Below are 14,089 nucleotides of genomic sequence, written 5' to 3'. Positions count from 1 at the left end.
TTGTGACTTCTTGCCCATTAATGAAACAAGAAGCCACAACCTAATATCTAGGTTAAAAATAGAGCTGCCATATAGACAATCGCTAAACCAACGAGACCGATAATGACCCCTGTTTTTGCCATGTCTTTACTTTCGATAAGCCCAGTTGAGTAGGCGAGGGAGTTAGGGGGAGTAGAAACGGGCAATATCATGCCAAGTGATGCTGAGAAAGCTACCACGACCAGTAAGCCTTGCAATCCTCCGACTGAAGCTAGGCTGTCCATCGATGCCCCAATCGCTGCAGCGATCGGCATCAATAAGTTGGCCGTTGCGGTGTTGGACATGAAGTTCGCCATTAACCAACACACCATAGACAGGGTGAGCACCACCGCAACTGGGGACAAGGCCTCGTAATCAATCGCGTGTGCCAGCGCAGCGGCCAATCCGGTTTTATCTAGGCCAATTCCTATTGCAATGCCCCCAGCGACTAACCACAACACATCCCAGTTGATCTGTTTGAGCTCTGCTTTGCCCATGATACCTGTCAATGTGAAGACCGCGAGAGGGATAATGGATACCACGTAGGTGTTCATTCCATGCAGCTTTGTCGTCATCCATAACAATATGGTAGCCGCGAAGGTGACATAGACTACCATGGCACGCCAGCTACGCTGAAACTGGCCGTCGAGCTTCAGTGTCATAGTTTGATGTGAAGAAGGGAACAGTTTTTGAAGTAGGAACCAAGCAAAGGTGAGCTGGACTATCACAAAAGGCAAACCCATCATCATCCAGCTGAGAAAGTCGATGCTGTTTTCACCCGTTAAGTATTGTAGAGCGATAGCGTTAGGTGGGGTTCCGATCGGAGTGGCTATCCCCCCTGTATTAGCGGCAATGGGAATACACAAAACCAGTGCTTTTATCCCTAAATCGCCTTTGGGGGCTGAGGCGACAATCGGGCCAAGCAGTGCCAGCATCATCACTGTTGTTGCGGTATTAGACATAAACATTGAGAACACTGCAGTAATCAACATTAAGCCGAGCATAATAAATTTTGGCTGGTGGCCGAAAGGGCGCAGCAAAACTCGAGCAAGGTTGTTATCGAGTTCGTATTTTGATGCAGCGATGGCTAGCGCAAACCCACCCATAAATAGAATAATAATGGGTGAGGAGAAGGCGCTGAAGATATCGGTGTATTTCATCAACTCTCCCAGATCATGTCCTGCTGGAGGAGTACGAAAGAGATGCAGACCTTTGTCTGAAATCATGACCAATTCAAGTGCGATGATCAAAATCGAAGTGGCGAAAACGGGAACAGGCTCCAGTACCCATAATAGGGCGGCGAGCAGAAAGATAGCCAGTAAACGATGTTGAATTAAAGTCAGATCATCAATGGGGATGGCATCAATTGGCATAAACAACACGGCAATTGGCAAACCAAAGCAAATCAGTAACTTAATGACTATGGTTCGATCAATGTTGGGCATAAGGGCTTAACCTCAAAGCGAAACTCTGCGGATAAGAATAAAGAATAACTAAATGAAGGTCTTAGACTAAGATGGAAGTTTTTATATGTAATCAAGAAATGTTAAGCAAGGTTGTTTTTGGTCAAAAAAAACCACCAATGTTGCCATTGGTGGTTTGTTCAATCTTTTATGCCGCGGTAATTAACGAGTACCGTAAACAACAATTGTCTTACCGTGGGCAGAAATTAAGTTCTGCTCTTCTAGCATCTTCAAAATACGACCTACTGTCTCACGAGAACAGCCAACAATCTGACCGATTTCCTGACGAGTGATCTTGATCTGCATACCGTCTGGGTGTGTCATTGCATCTGGCTGTTTCGCCAGATTAAGCAGGGTTTGTGCGATGCGGCCGGTTACGTCTAGGAATGCCAAGTCACCCACTTTCTGACTAGTGACCTGTAGACGGCTTGCCATTTGTGCGGACAGACGCATCAGGATGTCAGGGTTAACTTGGATTAGCTGACGGAATTTCTTGAATGAAATTTCTGCTACTTCACAAGGAGATTTGGCACGAACCCATGCCGTACGCTCTTGGTCTTCTTCGAATAAACCAAGTTCACCGATAAAGTCGCCTTGGTTTAGGTAAGAAAGGATCATTTCCTTACCTTCTTCGTCTTTGATAAGTACTGCCACAGAACCTTTAACAATGTAGTAAAGAGTTTCTGCTTTTTCGCCCGCGTGGATCAGCGTGCTTTTTGATGGGTACTTATGAATATGACAGTGTGAAAGGAACCACTCTAATGTTGGATCGGTTTGAGGTTTACCTAGAACCATAATATCTCACTTCCTCTGCAGGGTACGCTTGCTGCTTTCCATGTTTTAGCTAAGCCTTGAATCAAGACCTACTAGGATAAGAGCACTTTTCAAATGCTGCAAGCCATCTTTGTTTCGGTTTCAAATAGTATCTTTTTTTGAAATCGATTTCTTGATTTTAATCGGGTACACCTTACGATTTTGTACGCAAAAATGTGCACATGATCACGGTATGAAAAGTAATCGTGCTTATCAGGTGGTTGTTAACCGATTTTTCCGGTTTCGATCAGTTGTTGCAAAATAGGGCGCACAATTAGCTCGACGGCGAAACTCATTTTACCCCCAGGCACCACGAGCGTGTTATGACGTGACATAAATGAGCCGTCAATCATCGCCAGTAGGTAAGGGAAGTCGACGTTTTTGATACCACGAAGACGAATCACGACAAAGCTTTCATCTAAGCTCGGTATACCTTTGGCATTTAATGGGTTAGAAGTATCGACGGTTGGAACACGCTGGAAGTTAATATGAGTGCGCGAGAACTGGGGAGTAATGTAGTTTAGGTAGTCGTCCATTGAACGGACAATAGAGTCCATCACAGCCTCTCGAGAGTGGCCACGATCTCGGGTATCTCGAACGAACTTTTGGATCCATTCCAAGTTAACAATGGGGACCATGCCAATCAGAAAGTCGACGTGCTGAGCGACGTTAACATCGCCATCAACGACGCCACCATGCAAGCCTTCATAAAACAATACATCAGAGTTCTCAGGCAGTTCTTGCCATGGCGTAAAGGTACCCGGCATCTGATTGTACGGTACGGCTTCATCAAACGTGTGCAGATAACGGCGTACCTGACCTGTTCCTTCATTTCCGTATTTACGGAAAAACTCAGCGAGTGCTGGGAAGTCGTTGGCTTGTGGACCAAAGTAGCTGATGTGTCGCCCCTGTTCGCGAGCTTTGCGAATTTCGACATCCATCTCTGGGCGCGTAAAGCGGTGAAAACTATCACCTTCGACCCAAGCGGGCTTGACGTTCATCATGTTGAACATTTTGCGGAACGCTTCAGATGTCGTTGTGGTGCCTGCACCAGATGAACCAGTGACGGCAATAATCGGATGTTTTGCTGACATGACAAACCTTGTCTGTAAATAACTGTCCCTTGTTGCATGCCACTATAACACGCTTTAATGGGAAGAGACTGTATGCTGTGTTTTAAAAAGAAAACTTTTGTTTGAGCTGAATGTCGACGGTCTCGTGAAGCTCAGAAAAAACCACAACAGCTTCACCTGCTTCGAGCTGGTTTTTGATTTGATCGACTTTGTCTTGCAGGGAAATTTCTAGTTCGCCGTAGTCTGTGCCTTCGCGCAGGACGAATTCACGAATCAGGTTGTCCAGTGTGTCTGGGTCAATTTGTTGCCATGGAACGATCATAAATACCTCTGTCTTTTATGCTCGAAAAGTTGACGGCTATTATCCAGAAACCGCCAGACTTTGGTAGTAGGCTGGTAACGCTTCTTCTAGCCAGAACCTAGGTTTGAGCGCGCTGCCGGTTAAAAAGCCAACATGACCACCTTGTTCGAACAAGCGGTAGTCAATGTTATCTGGTAAAACGAATTTTGGTATAACGGCATCTGTCATAAAAGGGTCGTCTTTGGCATGAATGATTTGTGTCGGTATGCGAATGTCTTTGAGTCGATGAATACCGGAGCACCTCTGATAGTAATCCTGTGCGTCTTTAAAGCCATGTAAAGGAGCGGTAATCAAATCATCAAATTCAAACAGTTTGGTGACTCGCTTTATGCTTTGGTAAGAGACATCGAGCTCGCCTTTAATTAGGTGATGTTTACGCAGAGCATTTTTCTTCAAAGATGAGAGCAGGTACGTTTTATACACCTTGGAGAATCCTTTCTCGATGCGCTCTGAACAGGCCGATAGATCGAGTGGTGCCGAGACGATGGTCGCCGCAGAAAGTAGTGGCTCTTGATTGTATTGCGCGAGATAGTTAGCCAGCATGTTGCCACCAAGAGAAATCCCTACCGCGACTTTGGTTTGATTTGGTAGTTGTTGATTTAGCTGCTCAAGGAACAAGCGTGCGTCTTCTACTTCCCCTGAATGATACGCACGTGCACGGTGGTTCGGTTTGCCGCTGCAGCCGCGAAAATGCATCATCACAGACAGCCAGCCATGTTGAGAAAATGCGTGCATCAGGCCATTGGCATAAGGGCTGTAAAAGCAGCCTTCTAGCCCATGAAACAAGACAAAAACAGGTTTTTTCTTAGCCTTCTCAGTTTGCCAGTCTTCACTCCAAGCGAGATCGAGAAAATCACCATCCGGAGTATTCAGGGTCTGCCAAAGCGGTTCAAACAGTGCTTTCTTACGAATGAAACGCGGTGCCAGAGTTTGCAGATGCGGATTGGCTAATCCTTTGGCAGCAATAAATTGAGTCATAAGAACGCCTATCAGTGGGTGAGGTCATCGATGGAATGGGTAAAAATGTCGTGCAAATGTTCTCCGCCAAGCTGACGACAATATCTCAACGTCAGCGGCTCAGCTTGGTTAGTCTGTAATTCTATACTGTTGATGCAATCGACCAGATCAGACTGCTGTTGCTTTTCGAGTTGTAATTCGAACTGTAAGGATTCTCTGTAGAGGGTGTCTGGGACGTGGGATTTGAGTTTACGGCGTAGGTCTCGATAGCTGTGTAACAGGGTTTCTGAACGACCTAAACATTCTTCAACCTTGTGCCAGTCCTCATCGAGAAAGGTAGCCTGCTGCTCATCAAGCCATTTGAGTAGCAGCAGCAGGTTAACATTACCTTTGAACTGGTTTTGTAAATTGAGGCACGCATCTTTCACTTCTCGAACACTGTAATATTGCAGGCTGAACTGCCATAAGCGTTCTAGGGTTAGCGAAACTGATACGTGCTTTGAGCTCATTGACCGTTAAACTCCTGTTCCATCTGCTCCAGCTCTTCCTGCAGTGCCATCCATTCCATTTCGACGTCTTCCAGTTCGGCTTTAGCCTGACTCTGAGCAGTTAATACCTGATTAAGTTTAGCTTTATTTTCCGCTTCATACAGTGAGTTATCAGATAATTGCGTTTCTGCTTCCGCTAATTGATGACCTAGGGTCTCCATCTTAGCTTCAAGCTTGGTGAGTGTTTTGCGAACAGGAGCAGTCTGTTTACGGAATTCTGCTTCACGACGCTTCTGCTCTTTCTTGGCGGCAGCACTGTTGGTAGTGCTCTTGTCTGGTTGCACAGATTGTGCTTCGCGGCGTTCAGCTTTCTGCTGCTCTGTCAGCCATTTGTAGTAATCATTGAGATCGCCATCAAACGGTGCGACCTGATGATCATGCACCAAATAGAGGTCATCAGTGGTCGCACGCAGCAAGTAACGGTCGTGCGAGACAATTACCATTGCGCCTTCGAATGTTTGTAGCGCCAGCGTCAGGGCTTGGCGCATGTCCAAGTCCAAGTGGTTGGTCGGTTCATCAAGCAGTAATAAGTTTGGCTTTTGCCAGACAATCAACGCCAACACGAGGCGAGCTTTCTCACCCCCGGAGAAAGGAGCCACTTTTTCCAGCGCTTTGTCACCTTGGAATCCAAAGCTACCCAGATAGTTGCGCAGCTCAAGTTCGTTCTTGTCTGGCGCAATTTGCATCATATGCTGGAGGGGTGTTTCTTCTGGGTGTAAGGTTTCTAGCTGGTGCTGAGCGAAGTAACCAATCTTAACTCCTTGAGAGTAAGTCAGATCACCACCTTGTGGGTTCAACTCACGAGAAAGCAGTTTGATCAGAGTTGATTTACCTGCGCCGTTGCGTCCGAGTAGGCCTATGCGACTGCCAGGAACCAGATTGAGGCGGATTTTCTCTAAGATCAGGTTGTCACCATAACCCGCTGAGACCTCATCCATCATAATGATAGGGTTGGGCAACGCATCCGGGTCACGGAACTCAAAGCTGAACGGGTTATCAAATTGCGCAGGGAGAACCTTCTCCATTTTCTCCAGTGCCTTTATGCGGCTTTGTGCTTGGCGGGCTTTGGAGGCTTTATAACGGAAACGGTCGATATACTTCTGCATATGCGCCATTTGCTTCTGCTGTTTCTGAAATTGCGCTTGTTGCAGGAGCAGTTTCTGGGCACGTTGGTCTTCAAACGAGGAGTAGTTGCCGGTGTACTCATTCATCTGCTCATTTTCGATATGAATAATGCGGCCAACGATTGGGTCGAGGAAGTCTCGGTCGTGCGAAATCAGGACGAGTGTTCCCGGGTAGTTTTGCAGCCAGCGCTCTAACCACATCACGGCATCAAGATCTAAGTGGTTGGTTGGCTCATCGAGCAACAATAAATCTGAGCGACATAACAGGGCTTGGGCAAGGTTGAGGCGCATACGCCAACCACCTGAGAACTGAGTCAGATTCCAATTCATCTGTTCTTGGCTAAAGCCTAAACCATCAAGTAATTCAGCTGCGCGAGCGCGAATGCTGTAGCCCCCAATAGTTTCAATCTTGCCGTGTAATTCGGCTACGAGTGTACCGTTATCGGCTTGCTCTGCTTGGAGGAGCTGCGCTTCCAGTGCACGATATTCACGATCACCATCAATGACGTATTCCAGCGCCGGACGTTCCAGTGCTGGTGTTTCCTGTGCTACCCAGGCCATCTCCCAATGCGAAGGCTTACTGAAGTTACCGGCATCAATCGACAATTCGTCTTTAATTAATGCGAATAGGGTAGATTTACCGCAGCCGTTTTTTCCCACTAAACCGACTTTGTCGCCCGGTTGAATGGTTGCTGAGGTTTGATCCAGTAGTGGCTTACCGCCACGCAACAGCTGGATGTCAGAAAAGGTAATCATAATCTTGCGCTTTATTCTTGCTCGTATCGCGTCGAATAGTAGGGGGAATGAGATAAAATGTCGATCATTGCGTTATGCTTAACAACAACGTATAACAAACTGATAACGATAAAATTGTACCTAAGCCCAGCTTAGGTATTGAAAACAAAAGGATGGCTGCTTACGGAATGGCTGTAAACGATTTAAATACTGAGTCGCCTGAAAAACCGAAAGTGCTTGTGATTTATGCTCACCCTGAATCGCAAAGCTCTGTCGCGAACCAAGTGATGATTAAGAAGATAACTGCGCTTGATCACGTCACTGTGCATGATCTCTATGCTTATTACCCAGACTTTTTTATTGATGTGGATGCCGAACAGCAGCGTCTACTTGATCATGATGTGATCGTTTTTCAGCATCCTTTATATATGTATTCTTGCCCAGCGCTGCTTAAAGAGTGGATGGACCGCGTGTTGGGTAAGGGGTTCGCTTATGGAAAGGGCGAAGCATTGAAGGGTAAATATTGGCGCAGTGTGATTACCACGGGCGGTAATGAAGAGGCTTTTGGCAGCGAGGGATACAACAAGTATCCACTGTCAGAGATTTTACAACCGTTTGAGTTGACTGCAGCCTTGTGTCAGATGGCGTGGATTGAGCCTCTGGTGCTCTACTGGGCCCGCAATGTTTCTGATATGGACCGTTATCAGCACGCAGAGAAGTATCGCCAGTGGCTGCTCAACCCGACTATGACTTCAACCTCAGGAGAAATTCATGGCACTTGAAAATGATTTTCTTCAGAGCAGCGTGATCTTTCTTACCTCAGCAGTCGTTGCAGTGCCATTAGCCCAACGCTTAGGTCTCGGCTCAGTACTGGGTTATTTGCTGGCAGGCATTATTATCGGCCCATGGGGGCTAGGCCTTATAAGCGATGTTGAAGCGATTCTTCACTTTGCGGAATTTGGTGTCGTTCTACTACTGTTTTTGATCGGTTTAGAACTGAACCCCAAAAAATTGTTGCAGATGAAAGGGCCTATTCTTGGGCTCGGCGGTGCGCAAGTGGTGATTACCACCGCGGTGCTGGCAAGCGTGACTAATCTAGCCGGGGTCAGTTGGCAAACGAGCTTAGTCATCGGTATGGGGCTGGCGTTATCGTCAACCGCTATTGCTCTGAAAGTGATTGAAGAGCAGGGCTTGGCAGGCAGTGAAGCGGGGCAGTCAGGGTTTGCCGTTCTGCTGTTTCAAGATATTGCGGTCATCCCCATGTTGGCAATTCTCCCCGTTCTGGCAGGAAACACCGCAGGCGACTGGCTCGATGCGATGTGGATGCTCGGTGGTGTTATTGGTCTTCTGGTTGGCGGCCATTTTCTACTTCGCCCCTTATTCCGCTATGTAGTGCTAAGTGGAGTTCGTGAACTATTTACCGTTGCAGCACTGCTGTTAGTTATCGGAATTGCACTGCTGATGCAGCAACTCGGCCTGTCTATGGCACTGGGTACTTTCCTTGCTGGTGTCCTCCTTGCAGAGAGTGAGTATCGCCACGAGTTGGAGATCGCTATTGAACCATTCAAAGGGCTACTGCTAGGTTTATTCTTTATTGCGGTCGGTATGGCGGTGAACTTAGGCTTGCTAGCTCTGGAGCCATGGAATGTACTGATGGCGGTGTTCGGGCTAGTGGCTGTCAAGGCGGTCATTCTTTACTTCTTAGCCCGCTTGGCAGGTAGTAAACCCAAAGCTCGTAGTAAGATGGCGGCCATTCTTAGTCAGGGTGGTGAGTTTGCCTTTGTCATTTTTACCGCCGCAAGCGCGGAAGGCTTATTGGCACAGGAACAAACCGCTTTCCTACTGGTTGTGGTGAGTCTGTCTATGGTCACCACTCCGCTGTTATTGATGGCGCAAAGCAAGTGGTATGCCCGTGGCTTGAACTTTGATGAATCAGGAGCGTTACGCACTGATGTCGTTAACCGTGAACCAAGAGTGATTATTGCTGGATTTGGTCGTTTTGGTCAGATCGTTGGCCGACTGATGTACGCCAACAAAATTCGCGTGACGGTACTTGAAAGTGACGCCAGTCAGATCCAATTACTTAGGAAGTATGGTTACAAGGTATTTTATGGTGATGCCACGCAGCTAGACTTACTGCGCGCTGCTGGAGCGGATAAAGCGGAAGCTATGGTGATTTGTACCGACTCGCCGGATGAGATCATGAAGATCGTCGATTTGTGTCAGTACCATTTCCCACATCTTAAATTACTGGCGCGGGCACGAAGTCGGGTTGAAGCCTATCAGCTTCTGAGCCACGGGGTAGATAACTACTCAAGGGAAACTTTCCTTGGGGCGTTGGACCTAGGCCGTCAAGCGTTAACCGAGCTCGGTATGCATCCATATCAGGCCAAGCGAGCCGAAGCGCACTTTAGAAAGTTAGATAATGCGATGCTGAAAGAATTACTGCCTCAGCATCATGAAGACAAGCAATTGGCCATGAGAGCCAAAGAAGCCCGAAAAGAACTGGAAGAAATCTTTGGTCGCGAGATGGAAAAAGATCAGCAATCAAAGAACTTCTGGGATTAAATCCAAACCTTCCCCGAGCATGGTAAACATTTAACGCTGGTGAAGGTTTATGTTGTGGAATGAACAAATGAAAAAAAGATTTATCGCTGGAGCGAGCTGCCCAAAATGTTCTCAGCAAGACACCTTACGCTGGTGGATAGAAAATAATATTGAGTTAGTTGAGTGTGTTGAATGTGAATATCAGGATCAGCGCAAACCGCAGTCTGTGGAGAAAACTGAACACTCGCAACAAGAGATGATCGGTATTTTTAAGCCGGATTGATTGAGTTTCTTTATTTGATCCCCATAATACCCTACATAGAAAATTGTTATTCGGAGCAATTCAATTGCTCCGTTTCTTTATCTCCTTGGAGTCATTATGAAAATTGAAAAGAACGTAGTAGTAAGCCTTGCTTACCAGGTGAAACTGGAAGATGGCGCAGTGGTTGATCAGTCAACAGCAGAAGCACCACTGGATTACCTACACGGCAACAACAACCTGATCACAGGTCTTGAAACTGCACTGGAAGGTAAAGAAGCGGGCGCTCAGTTTTCAGTAACAGTGTCTCCAGAAGAAGCGTACGGCGATCATAACGACGCGCTTGTTCAACGTGTACCAGCGAATGTTTTCCAGGGTGTTGACCAGATTGAAGTGGGCATGCGTTTCCTAGCGGATACGGACCAAGGTCCAATCCCAGTAGAAGTGACAGAAGTTGACGGTGATGAAGTGGTGGTTGACGGCAACCACATGCTTGCAGGCCAAACGCTGACATTTGACGTTGAAGTTGTTGCTACACGTGAAGCGACAGCAGACGAGATCGAACATGGCCATGTTCACCAAGCGGGTGCACACGATCACGAAGGCGGTTGTTGTGGCGGTGACCATGACCACGCTGAAGAGAAGAAAGATGGCTGCTGTGGTGGCGGTAGCTGCGGTTCTCACTAACAGAGAAAAGACCGCCTGAGTACTGTGCTCAGGTGTTGATTTTAAAGCGCAAGCTAAGTGATTAGCTTGCGCTTTTTGTTTATCTAAGGTGTGATGAGAGCAAAGCACACTGCAAAGGAGTAGGACGTGAGCAAACCATTTTCAATCGCTATTCATGGCGGCGCGGGAACAATTTTACGTGAACAGATGAGTGACGAGTTAAAGGCGGACATTCTCAACGATTTAGAAAAGTCCGTTCGTGCTGGTCATGAGGTTCTTGCTCGTGGCGGTGATGCTTTGGATGCCGTCGTTGCCGCAGTGAAGGTGCTGGAGGATTCGGTCAACTTTAACGCTGGTCGAGGCTCAGTGTTAACGCACAAGGAAATTGTTGAGATGGACGCCTCTGTCATGCACGGTAAAGACGCAAATGCAGGCGCAGTGGCAGGCGTGCGCCATATCCGTAACCCGATTGAGCTCGCTCGTGATGTGATGACAGACAGTAACCATGTGCTATTGATCGGAGAAGGGGCCGAAGAGTTTGCCTTTGAGCAGGGCCATCAATACACCGAACAAGATTACTTCTTCACTGACCGACGCTATGACCAGTTGCAGTCCATGAAAGAGAAAGGCTTATTTGCCTTATCCGAGTCGAAATACCCAGATGACAAGAAATACGGCACAGTCGGTGCTGTTGCGCTGGATAAGCAAGGCAATTTAGCAGCAGCCACCAGTACTGGTGGTGTGACCAACAAAAAGTACGGTCGAGTGGGGGATTCGTCCATCATTGGCGCGGGTACGTTTGCGGAAAATGGTAACGTGGCGGTATCGACCACCGGAATGGGGGAATACTTTATTCGCAAGACTGTCGCGAGCGATGTGGCAGCGCGAATGCGTTACCTCAAGGAAGATGTGCATACGGCCTGCGAGACTGTGGTCCAAGGCGAGTTGAAAGCCATGGGTGGCGAAGGGGGGCTGATCGCCATTGATGGTGATGGACGTGTTCACTTTGCAATGAACAGCAGTGGTATGTACCGAGCGAGCATTGGCACAGATGGCAGCCTGCTAGTGAAGATTTATGCCGATGAGTAGGGTCAAAACGACCCCTAATAGTAGTACTAACAAAGGGTTAGTGCTTCATTACACTTCTATGATTAAAAAATGACTGCAAGAAGTGTGATTCAGTGCTAGAATCCATTTTTAACTAGCAATCAGACTTGGAAAGATGGGAAATAACGTAGTCGTTCTGGGCACCCAATGGGGTGACGAAGGTAAAGGTAAAATCGTAGACCTTTTAACTGAAGATGCAAAATACGTGGTTCGCTACCAAGGCGGTCACAACGCAGGTCACACTCTAGTCATTGACGGTGAAAAAACCGTTCTTCACTTAATTCCATCAGGTATTCTTCGCGATAACGTAAAATGTGTTATCGGTAATGGCGTAGTACTATCGCCTGAAGCTCTCCTTAAAGAAATGAAGCCTCTTGAAGAGCGCGGTATTCCAGTACGCGAGCGTCTTTTCGTTTCTGAAGCTTGTCCTCTAATTCTTCCGTACCACATCGCTATCGACAACGCGCGTGAAATCGCTCGTGGCGCGAAAGCTATTGGTACAACGGGTCGTGGTATCGGTCCAGCTTACGAAGATAAAGTGGCTCGTCGTGGTCTACGCGTTGGTGACCTGTTCGATAAAGAGATGTTTGCCGAGAAGCTAAAAGAAGTGATGGCTTTCCATAACTTCCAGCTAGAGCACTTCTACAAAGCGGAAACAGTGAGCTACGAAGAAGTCCTTGAGCAATGCATGAGCTACGCAGATCTTCTTACTTCAATGGTTATCGACGTCACTGACGAACTAGACGCAGCACGTAAGCGCGGCGACAAGATTATGTTCGAAGGCGCTCAAGGTACGCTACTTGATATCGACCACGGTACTTACCCATACGTAACGTCTTCTAACACGACGGCTGGTGGTGTTGCTGCGGGTTCTGGTTTCGGTCCTCGTCACATCGGTTACATCCTTGGTATTACTAAGGCTTACTGTACTCGTGTTGGTTCAGGTCCATTCCCAACTGAGCTTTACGATGGTCAAGACAAGCAAGACCCAGTAGGTAAGCACCTAGGTGATGTCGGTCATGAGTTTGGCGCAACAACGGGTCGTCTACGTCGTACAGGTTGGTTCGATGCAGTGGCAATGCGCCGCGCAATCCAAATCAACTCGCTAACAGGTATGTGCCTAACTAAGCTAGACGTTCTTGATGGTCTGAAAGAGATCAAGATCTGTACTGGTTACAAGATGAAAGATGGCTCTATCCTAGAAGTTTCTCCAATGGCTGCAGAGTCATTCGAAGAAGCAACGCCAATCTACGAAACTATGCCAGGTTGGTCTGAGACAACCTTTGGTGCTAAATCTTTAGAGGCGCTTCCACAAGCAGCTCTGGATTACATCAAGCGTATTGAAGAACTTACGGGTGTTCCGGTAGACATTATCTCTACAGGTCCAGACCGTAACGAGACAATCATCAAGGTTCATCCTTACAAAGCTTAATTCTGGTCGCTTTCTGTGATTTAAAAACCAGCGTGGAAACGCTGGTTTTTTTATGCTCAATATTTATGCATTATCTATACTGACAGTGGCAAGTTTTTGCCAGTCTTCGGCAATTTTGATTAAAGAGTTAGCAGTCATTGCCGATACAGGTATCAAGATTGCCGTTTGTACGGTTAATCCTCAATATACAGGTTGCTAAGAACCCAGCTTGTATTGCCTGTCGTGGTGAGTAGACGGGTGGAGACATTATCGAAGTCAAAGAGTGCAGACAATGAAGCTAAGAAAGTTAGCTGCTTCGATGGTATTTTTGTTTGGGGCCTCCATGGCTAATGCCAATGAACTTACTGAGATTGGTGAGCCGATTCCCATCTATACCGAAGCTGAACTGATTAAACTGATCAACGAAAATAAACATTTAGAACAGGTCAAAGCAGACAGTTGCCAATTGGTTGAAGACATTGTTGCTCGTGCAACGAGGATCAGCCTGCCATCGTACGAATTTTTGTATGGGGATATGTTAGCGTGGGGTGTCTGTGTCGAGCAGGATGTCGAACTGGGCTTGTACTATATGGAAAATGCAGCGCATCAGGGCTTGCCAGCAGCACTGGAACAGCTCGGGCGTTATTATTCGCGCGGTACCTTAGTTCAGCAGGACAAAGAGCGTGCGATCCCCTATTTGCGTGAAGCGGCTGCAATGGGTAACCTTAAGGCACGTATTCACTTAGCGGAGCTGTTACTGCGTGACTATGGCAGTCCGCTGGATTACGAAGATGCCTATCGCTGGCTATACAACTCAGTGACAGCTGATCAGCGCACGCACAAACGTATTTCGATTCTGCGCCAAGGCTTAGAGCGGAGAATGCCACAAAATATTATTGCCAGAGCCAAAAAACGCGATACCTTCTGGTAACTCATCGACCTGACTGCACTCAGAGCGTGAATGAAAAGAAAATGCCCAGCACTTGCTGGGCATTACTGCTTTAAGA

At 47.3% G+C, this 14,089-nt stretch carries 14 protein-coding genes; 7 read left to right on the top strand and 7 right to left on the bottom strand.

Annotation, left to right across the window (positions count from 1 at the left end):
* Positions 1-47: 47 nt before the first annotated feature.
* From L1D23_RS18995 to L1D23_RS18965, 7 genes are all read right to left on the bottom strand, one after another.
* A complete protein-coding gene (locus L1D23_RS18995; protein WP_239870465.1) occupies positions 48-1,463 on the bottom strand; it encodes an SLC13 family permease in 1,416 nt (471 codons plus the stop codon).
* Between the two features lie 180 nt (positions 1,464-1,643).
* Positions 1,644-2,276 carry a cAMP-activated global transcriptional regulator CRP gene (gene crp / locus L1D23_RS18990; protein ID WP_004410522.1) on the bottom strand — a complete coding sequence of 211 codons (633 nt, stop codon included), beginning with the start codon at positions 2,274-2,276 and terminating at the stop codon, positions 1,644-1,646.
* A gap of 242 nt (positions 2,277-2,518) precedes the next feature.
* Complete coding sequence (locus L1D23_RS18985; RefSeq protein ID WP_019276788.1) at positions 2,519-3,388, bottom strand: phosphoribulokinase; 870 nt, start codon at positions 3,386-3,388, stop codon at positions 2,519-2,521.
* Between the two features lie 82 nt (positions 3,389-3,470).
* A complete protein-coding gene (locus L1D23_RS18980) occupies positions 3,471-3,689 on the bottom strand; it encodes a YheU family protein (protein ID WP_239870462.1) in 219 nt (72 codons plus the stop codon).
* Between the two features lie 39 nt (positions 3,690-3,728).
* Positions 3,729-4,706: a hydrolase gene (locus L1D23_RS18975; protein WP_239870459.1), complete on the bottom strand. Its 978-nt coding sequence runs from the start codon at positions 4,704-4,706 to the stop codon at positions 3,729-3,731.
* Positions 4,707-4,717: 11 nt separating this feature from the next.
* Positions 4,718-5,194: a TIGR02444 family protein gene (locus L1D23_RS18970; RefSeq protein ID WP_239870456.1), complete on the bottom strand. Its 477-nt coding sequence runs from the start codon at positions 5,192-5,194 to the stop codon at positions 4,718-4,720.
* Positions 5,191-7,113, bottom strand: a complete 1,923-nt coding sequence (locus tag L1D23_RS18965; RefSeq protein WP_239870453.1) for an ABC transporter ATP-binding protein — start codon at positions 7,111-7,113, stop codon at positions 5,191-5,193. The genes L1D23_RS18970 and L1D23_RS18965 overlap by 4 nt, the downstream gene beginning before the upstream one ends.
* A 167-nt stretch (positions 7,114-7,280) precedes the next feature.
* On the opposite strand from L1D23_RS18965, the gene kefG reads away from it, so the two are divergent.
* The 7 genes from kefG (at position 7,281) to L1D23_RS18930 (ending at position 14,013) form a co-directional block, all read left to right on the top strand.
* Positions 7,281-7,874: a glutathione-regulated potassium-efflux system ancillary protein KefG gene (gene kefG, locus L1D23_RS18960; protein WP_064488782.1), complete on the top strand. Its 594-nt coding sequence runs from the start codon at positions 7,281-7,283 to the stop codon at positions 7,872-7,874.
* Positions 7,864-9,660: a glutathione-regulated potassium-efflux system protein KefB gene (gene kefB / locus L1D23_RS18955; RefSeq protein WP_239870377.1), complete on the top strand. Its 1,797-nt coding sequence runs from the start codon at positions 7,864-7,866 to the stop codon at positions 9,658-9,660. The genes kefG and kefB overlap by 11 nt, the downstream gene beginning before the upstream one ends.
* Positions 9,661-9,727: 67 nt before the next feature.
* On the top strand, positions 9,728-9,922 hold the full coding sequence (locus L1D23_RS18950; RefSeq protein WP_029236219.1) for a YheV family putative zinc ribbon protein: 195 nt from the start codon (positions 9,728-9,730) through the stop codon (positions 9,920-9,922).
* A 96-nt stretch (positions 9,923-10,018) separates the two neighbouring features.
* Positions 10,019-10,585 carry a peptidylprolyl isomerase gene (gene slyD / locus L1D23_RS18945; protein WP_006963227.1) on the top strand — a complete coding sequence of 189 codons (567 nt, stop codon included), beginning with the start codon at positions 10,019-10,021 and terminating at the stop codon, positions 10,583-10,585.
* 126 nt (positions 10,586-10,711) lie between these two features.
* Positions 10,712-11,653, top strand: a complete 942-nt coding sequence (locus L1D23_RS18940) for an isoaspartyl peptidase/L-asparaginase (RefSeq protein WP_099609054.1) — start codon at positions 10,712-10,714, stop codon at positions 11,651-11,653.
* Between the two features lie 133 nt (positions 11,654-11,786).
* Positions 11,787-13,103 carry an adenylosuccinate synthase gene (locus L1D23_RS18935; RefSeq protein WP_239870374.1) on the top strand — a complete coding sequence of 439 codons (1,317 nt, stop codon included), beginning with the start codon at positions 11,787-11,789 and terminating at the stop codon, positions 13,101-13,103.
* A gap of 271 nt (positions 13,104-13,374) precedes the next feature.
* On the top strand, positions 13,375-14,013 hold the full coding sequence (locus tag L1D23_RS18930) for a tetratricopeptide repeat protein (protein ID WP_239838657.1): 639 nt from the start codon (positions 13,375-13,377) through the stop codon (positions 14,011-14,013).
* The last annotated feature ends 76 nt before the right edge of the window (positions 14,014-14,089 follow it).

The sequence above is a fragment of the Vibrio sp. Isolate24 genome (assembly GCF_022398215.1).
GTDB classification, from domain to species: Bacteria; Pseudomonadota; Gammaproteobacteria; order Enterobacterales; family Vibrionaceae; genus Vibrio; species Vibrio coralliilyticus_A.
This window is presented reverse-complemented; position numbering and strand designations above follow the sequence as displayed.

Coding starts and splice junctions, on each gene's coding strand:
- L1D23_RS18965 (WP_239870453.1), bottom strand. CDS start 7,113: ATGATTACCTTTTCTGACATCCAGCTGTTGCGTGGCGGTAAGCCACTA.
- L1D23_RS18930 (WP_239838657.1), top strand. CDS start 13,375: ATGAAGCTAAGAAAGTTAGCTGCTTCGATGGTATTTTTGTTTGGGGCC.
- L1D23_RS18985 (WP_019276788.1), bottom strand. CDS start 3,388: ATGTCAGCAAAACATCCGATTATTGCCGTCACTGGTTCATCTGGTGCA.
- L1D23_RS18935 (WP_239870374.1), top strand. CDS start 11,787: ATGGGAAATAACGTAGTCGTTCTGGGCACCCAATGGGGTGACGAAGGT.
- slyD (WP_006963227.1), top strand. CDS start 10,019: ATGAAAATTGAAAAGAACGTAGTAGTAAGCCTTGCTTACCAGGTGAAA.
- L1D23_RS18970 (WP_239870456.1), bottom strand. CDS start 5,194: ATGAGCTCAAAGCACGTATCAGTTTCGCTAACCCTAGAACGCTTATGG.
- L1D23_RS18950 (WP_029236219.1), top strand. CDS start 9,728: ATGAAAAAAAGATTTATCGCTGGAGCGAGCTGCCCAAAATGTTCTCAG.
- kefG (WP_064488782.1), top strand. CDS start 7,281: ATGGCTGTAAACGATTTAAATACTGAGTCGCCTGAAAAACCGAAAGTG.
- L1D23_RS18980 (WP_239870462.1), bottom strand. CDS start 3,689: ATGATCGTTCCATGGCAACAAATTGACCCAGACACACTGGACAACCTG.
- crp (WP_004410522.1), bottom strand. CDS start 2,276: ATGGTTCTAGGTAAACCTCAAACCGATCCAACATTAGAGTGGTTCCTT.
- L1D23_RS18995 (WP_239870465.1), bottom strand. CDS start 1,463: ATGCCCAACATTGATCGAACCATAGTCATTAAGTTACTGATTTGCTTT.
- L1D23_RS18975 (WP_239870459.1), bottom strand. CDS start 4,706: ATGACTCAATTTATTGCTGCCAAAGGATTAGCCAATCCGCATCTGCAA.
- kefB (WP_239870377.1), top strand. CDS start 7,864: ATGGCACTTGAAAATGATTTTCTTCAGAGCAGCGTGATCTTTCTTACC.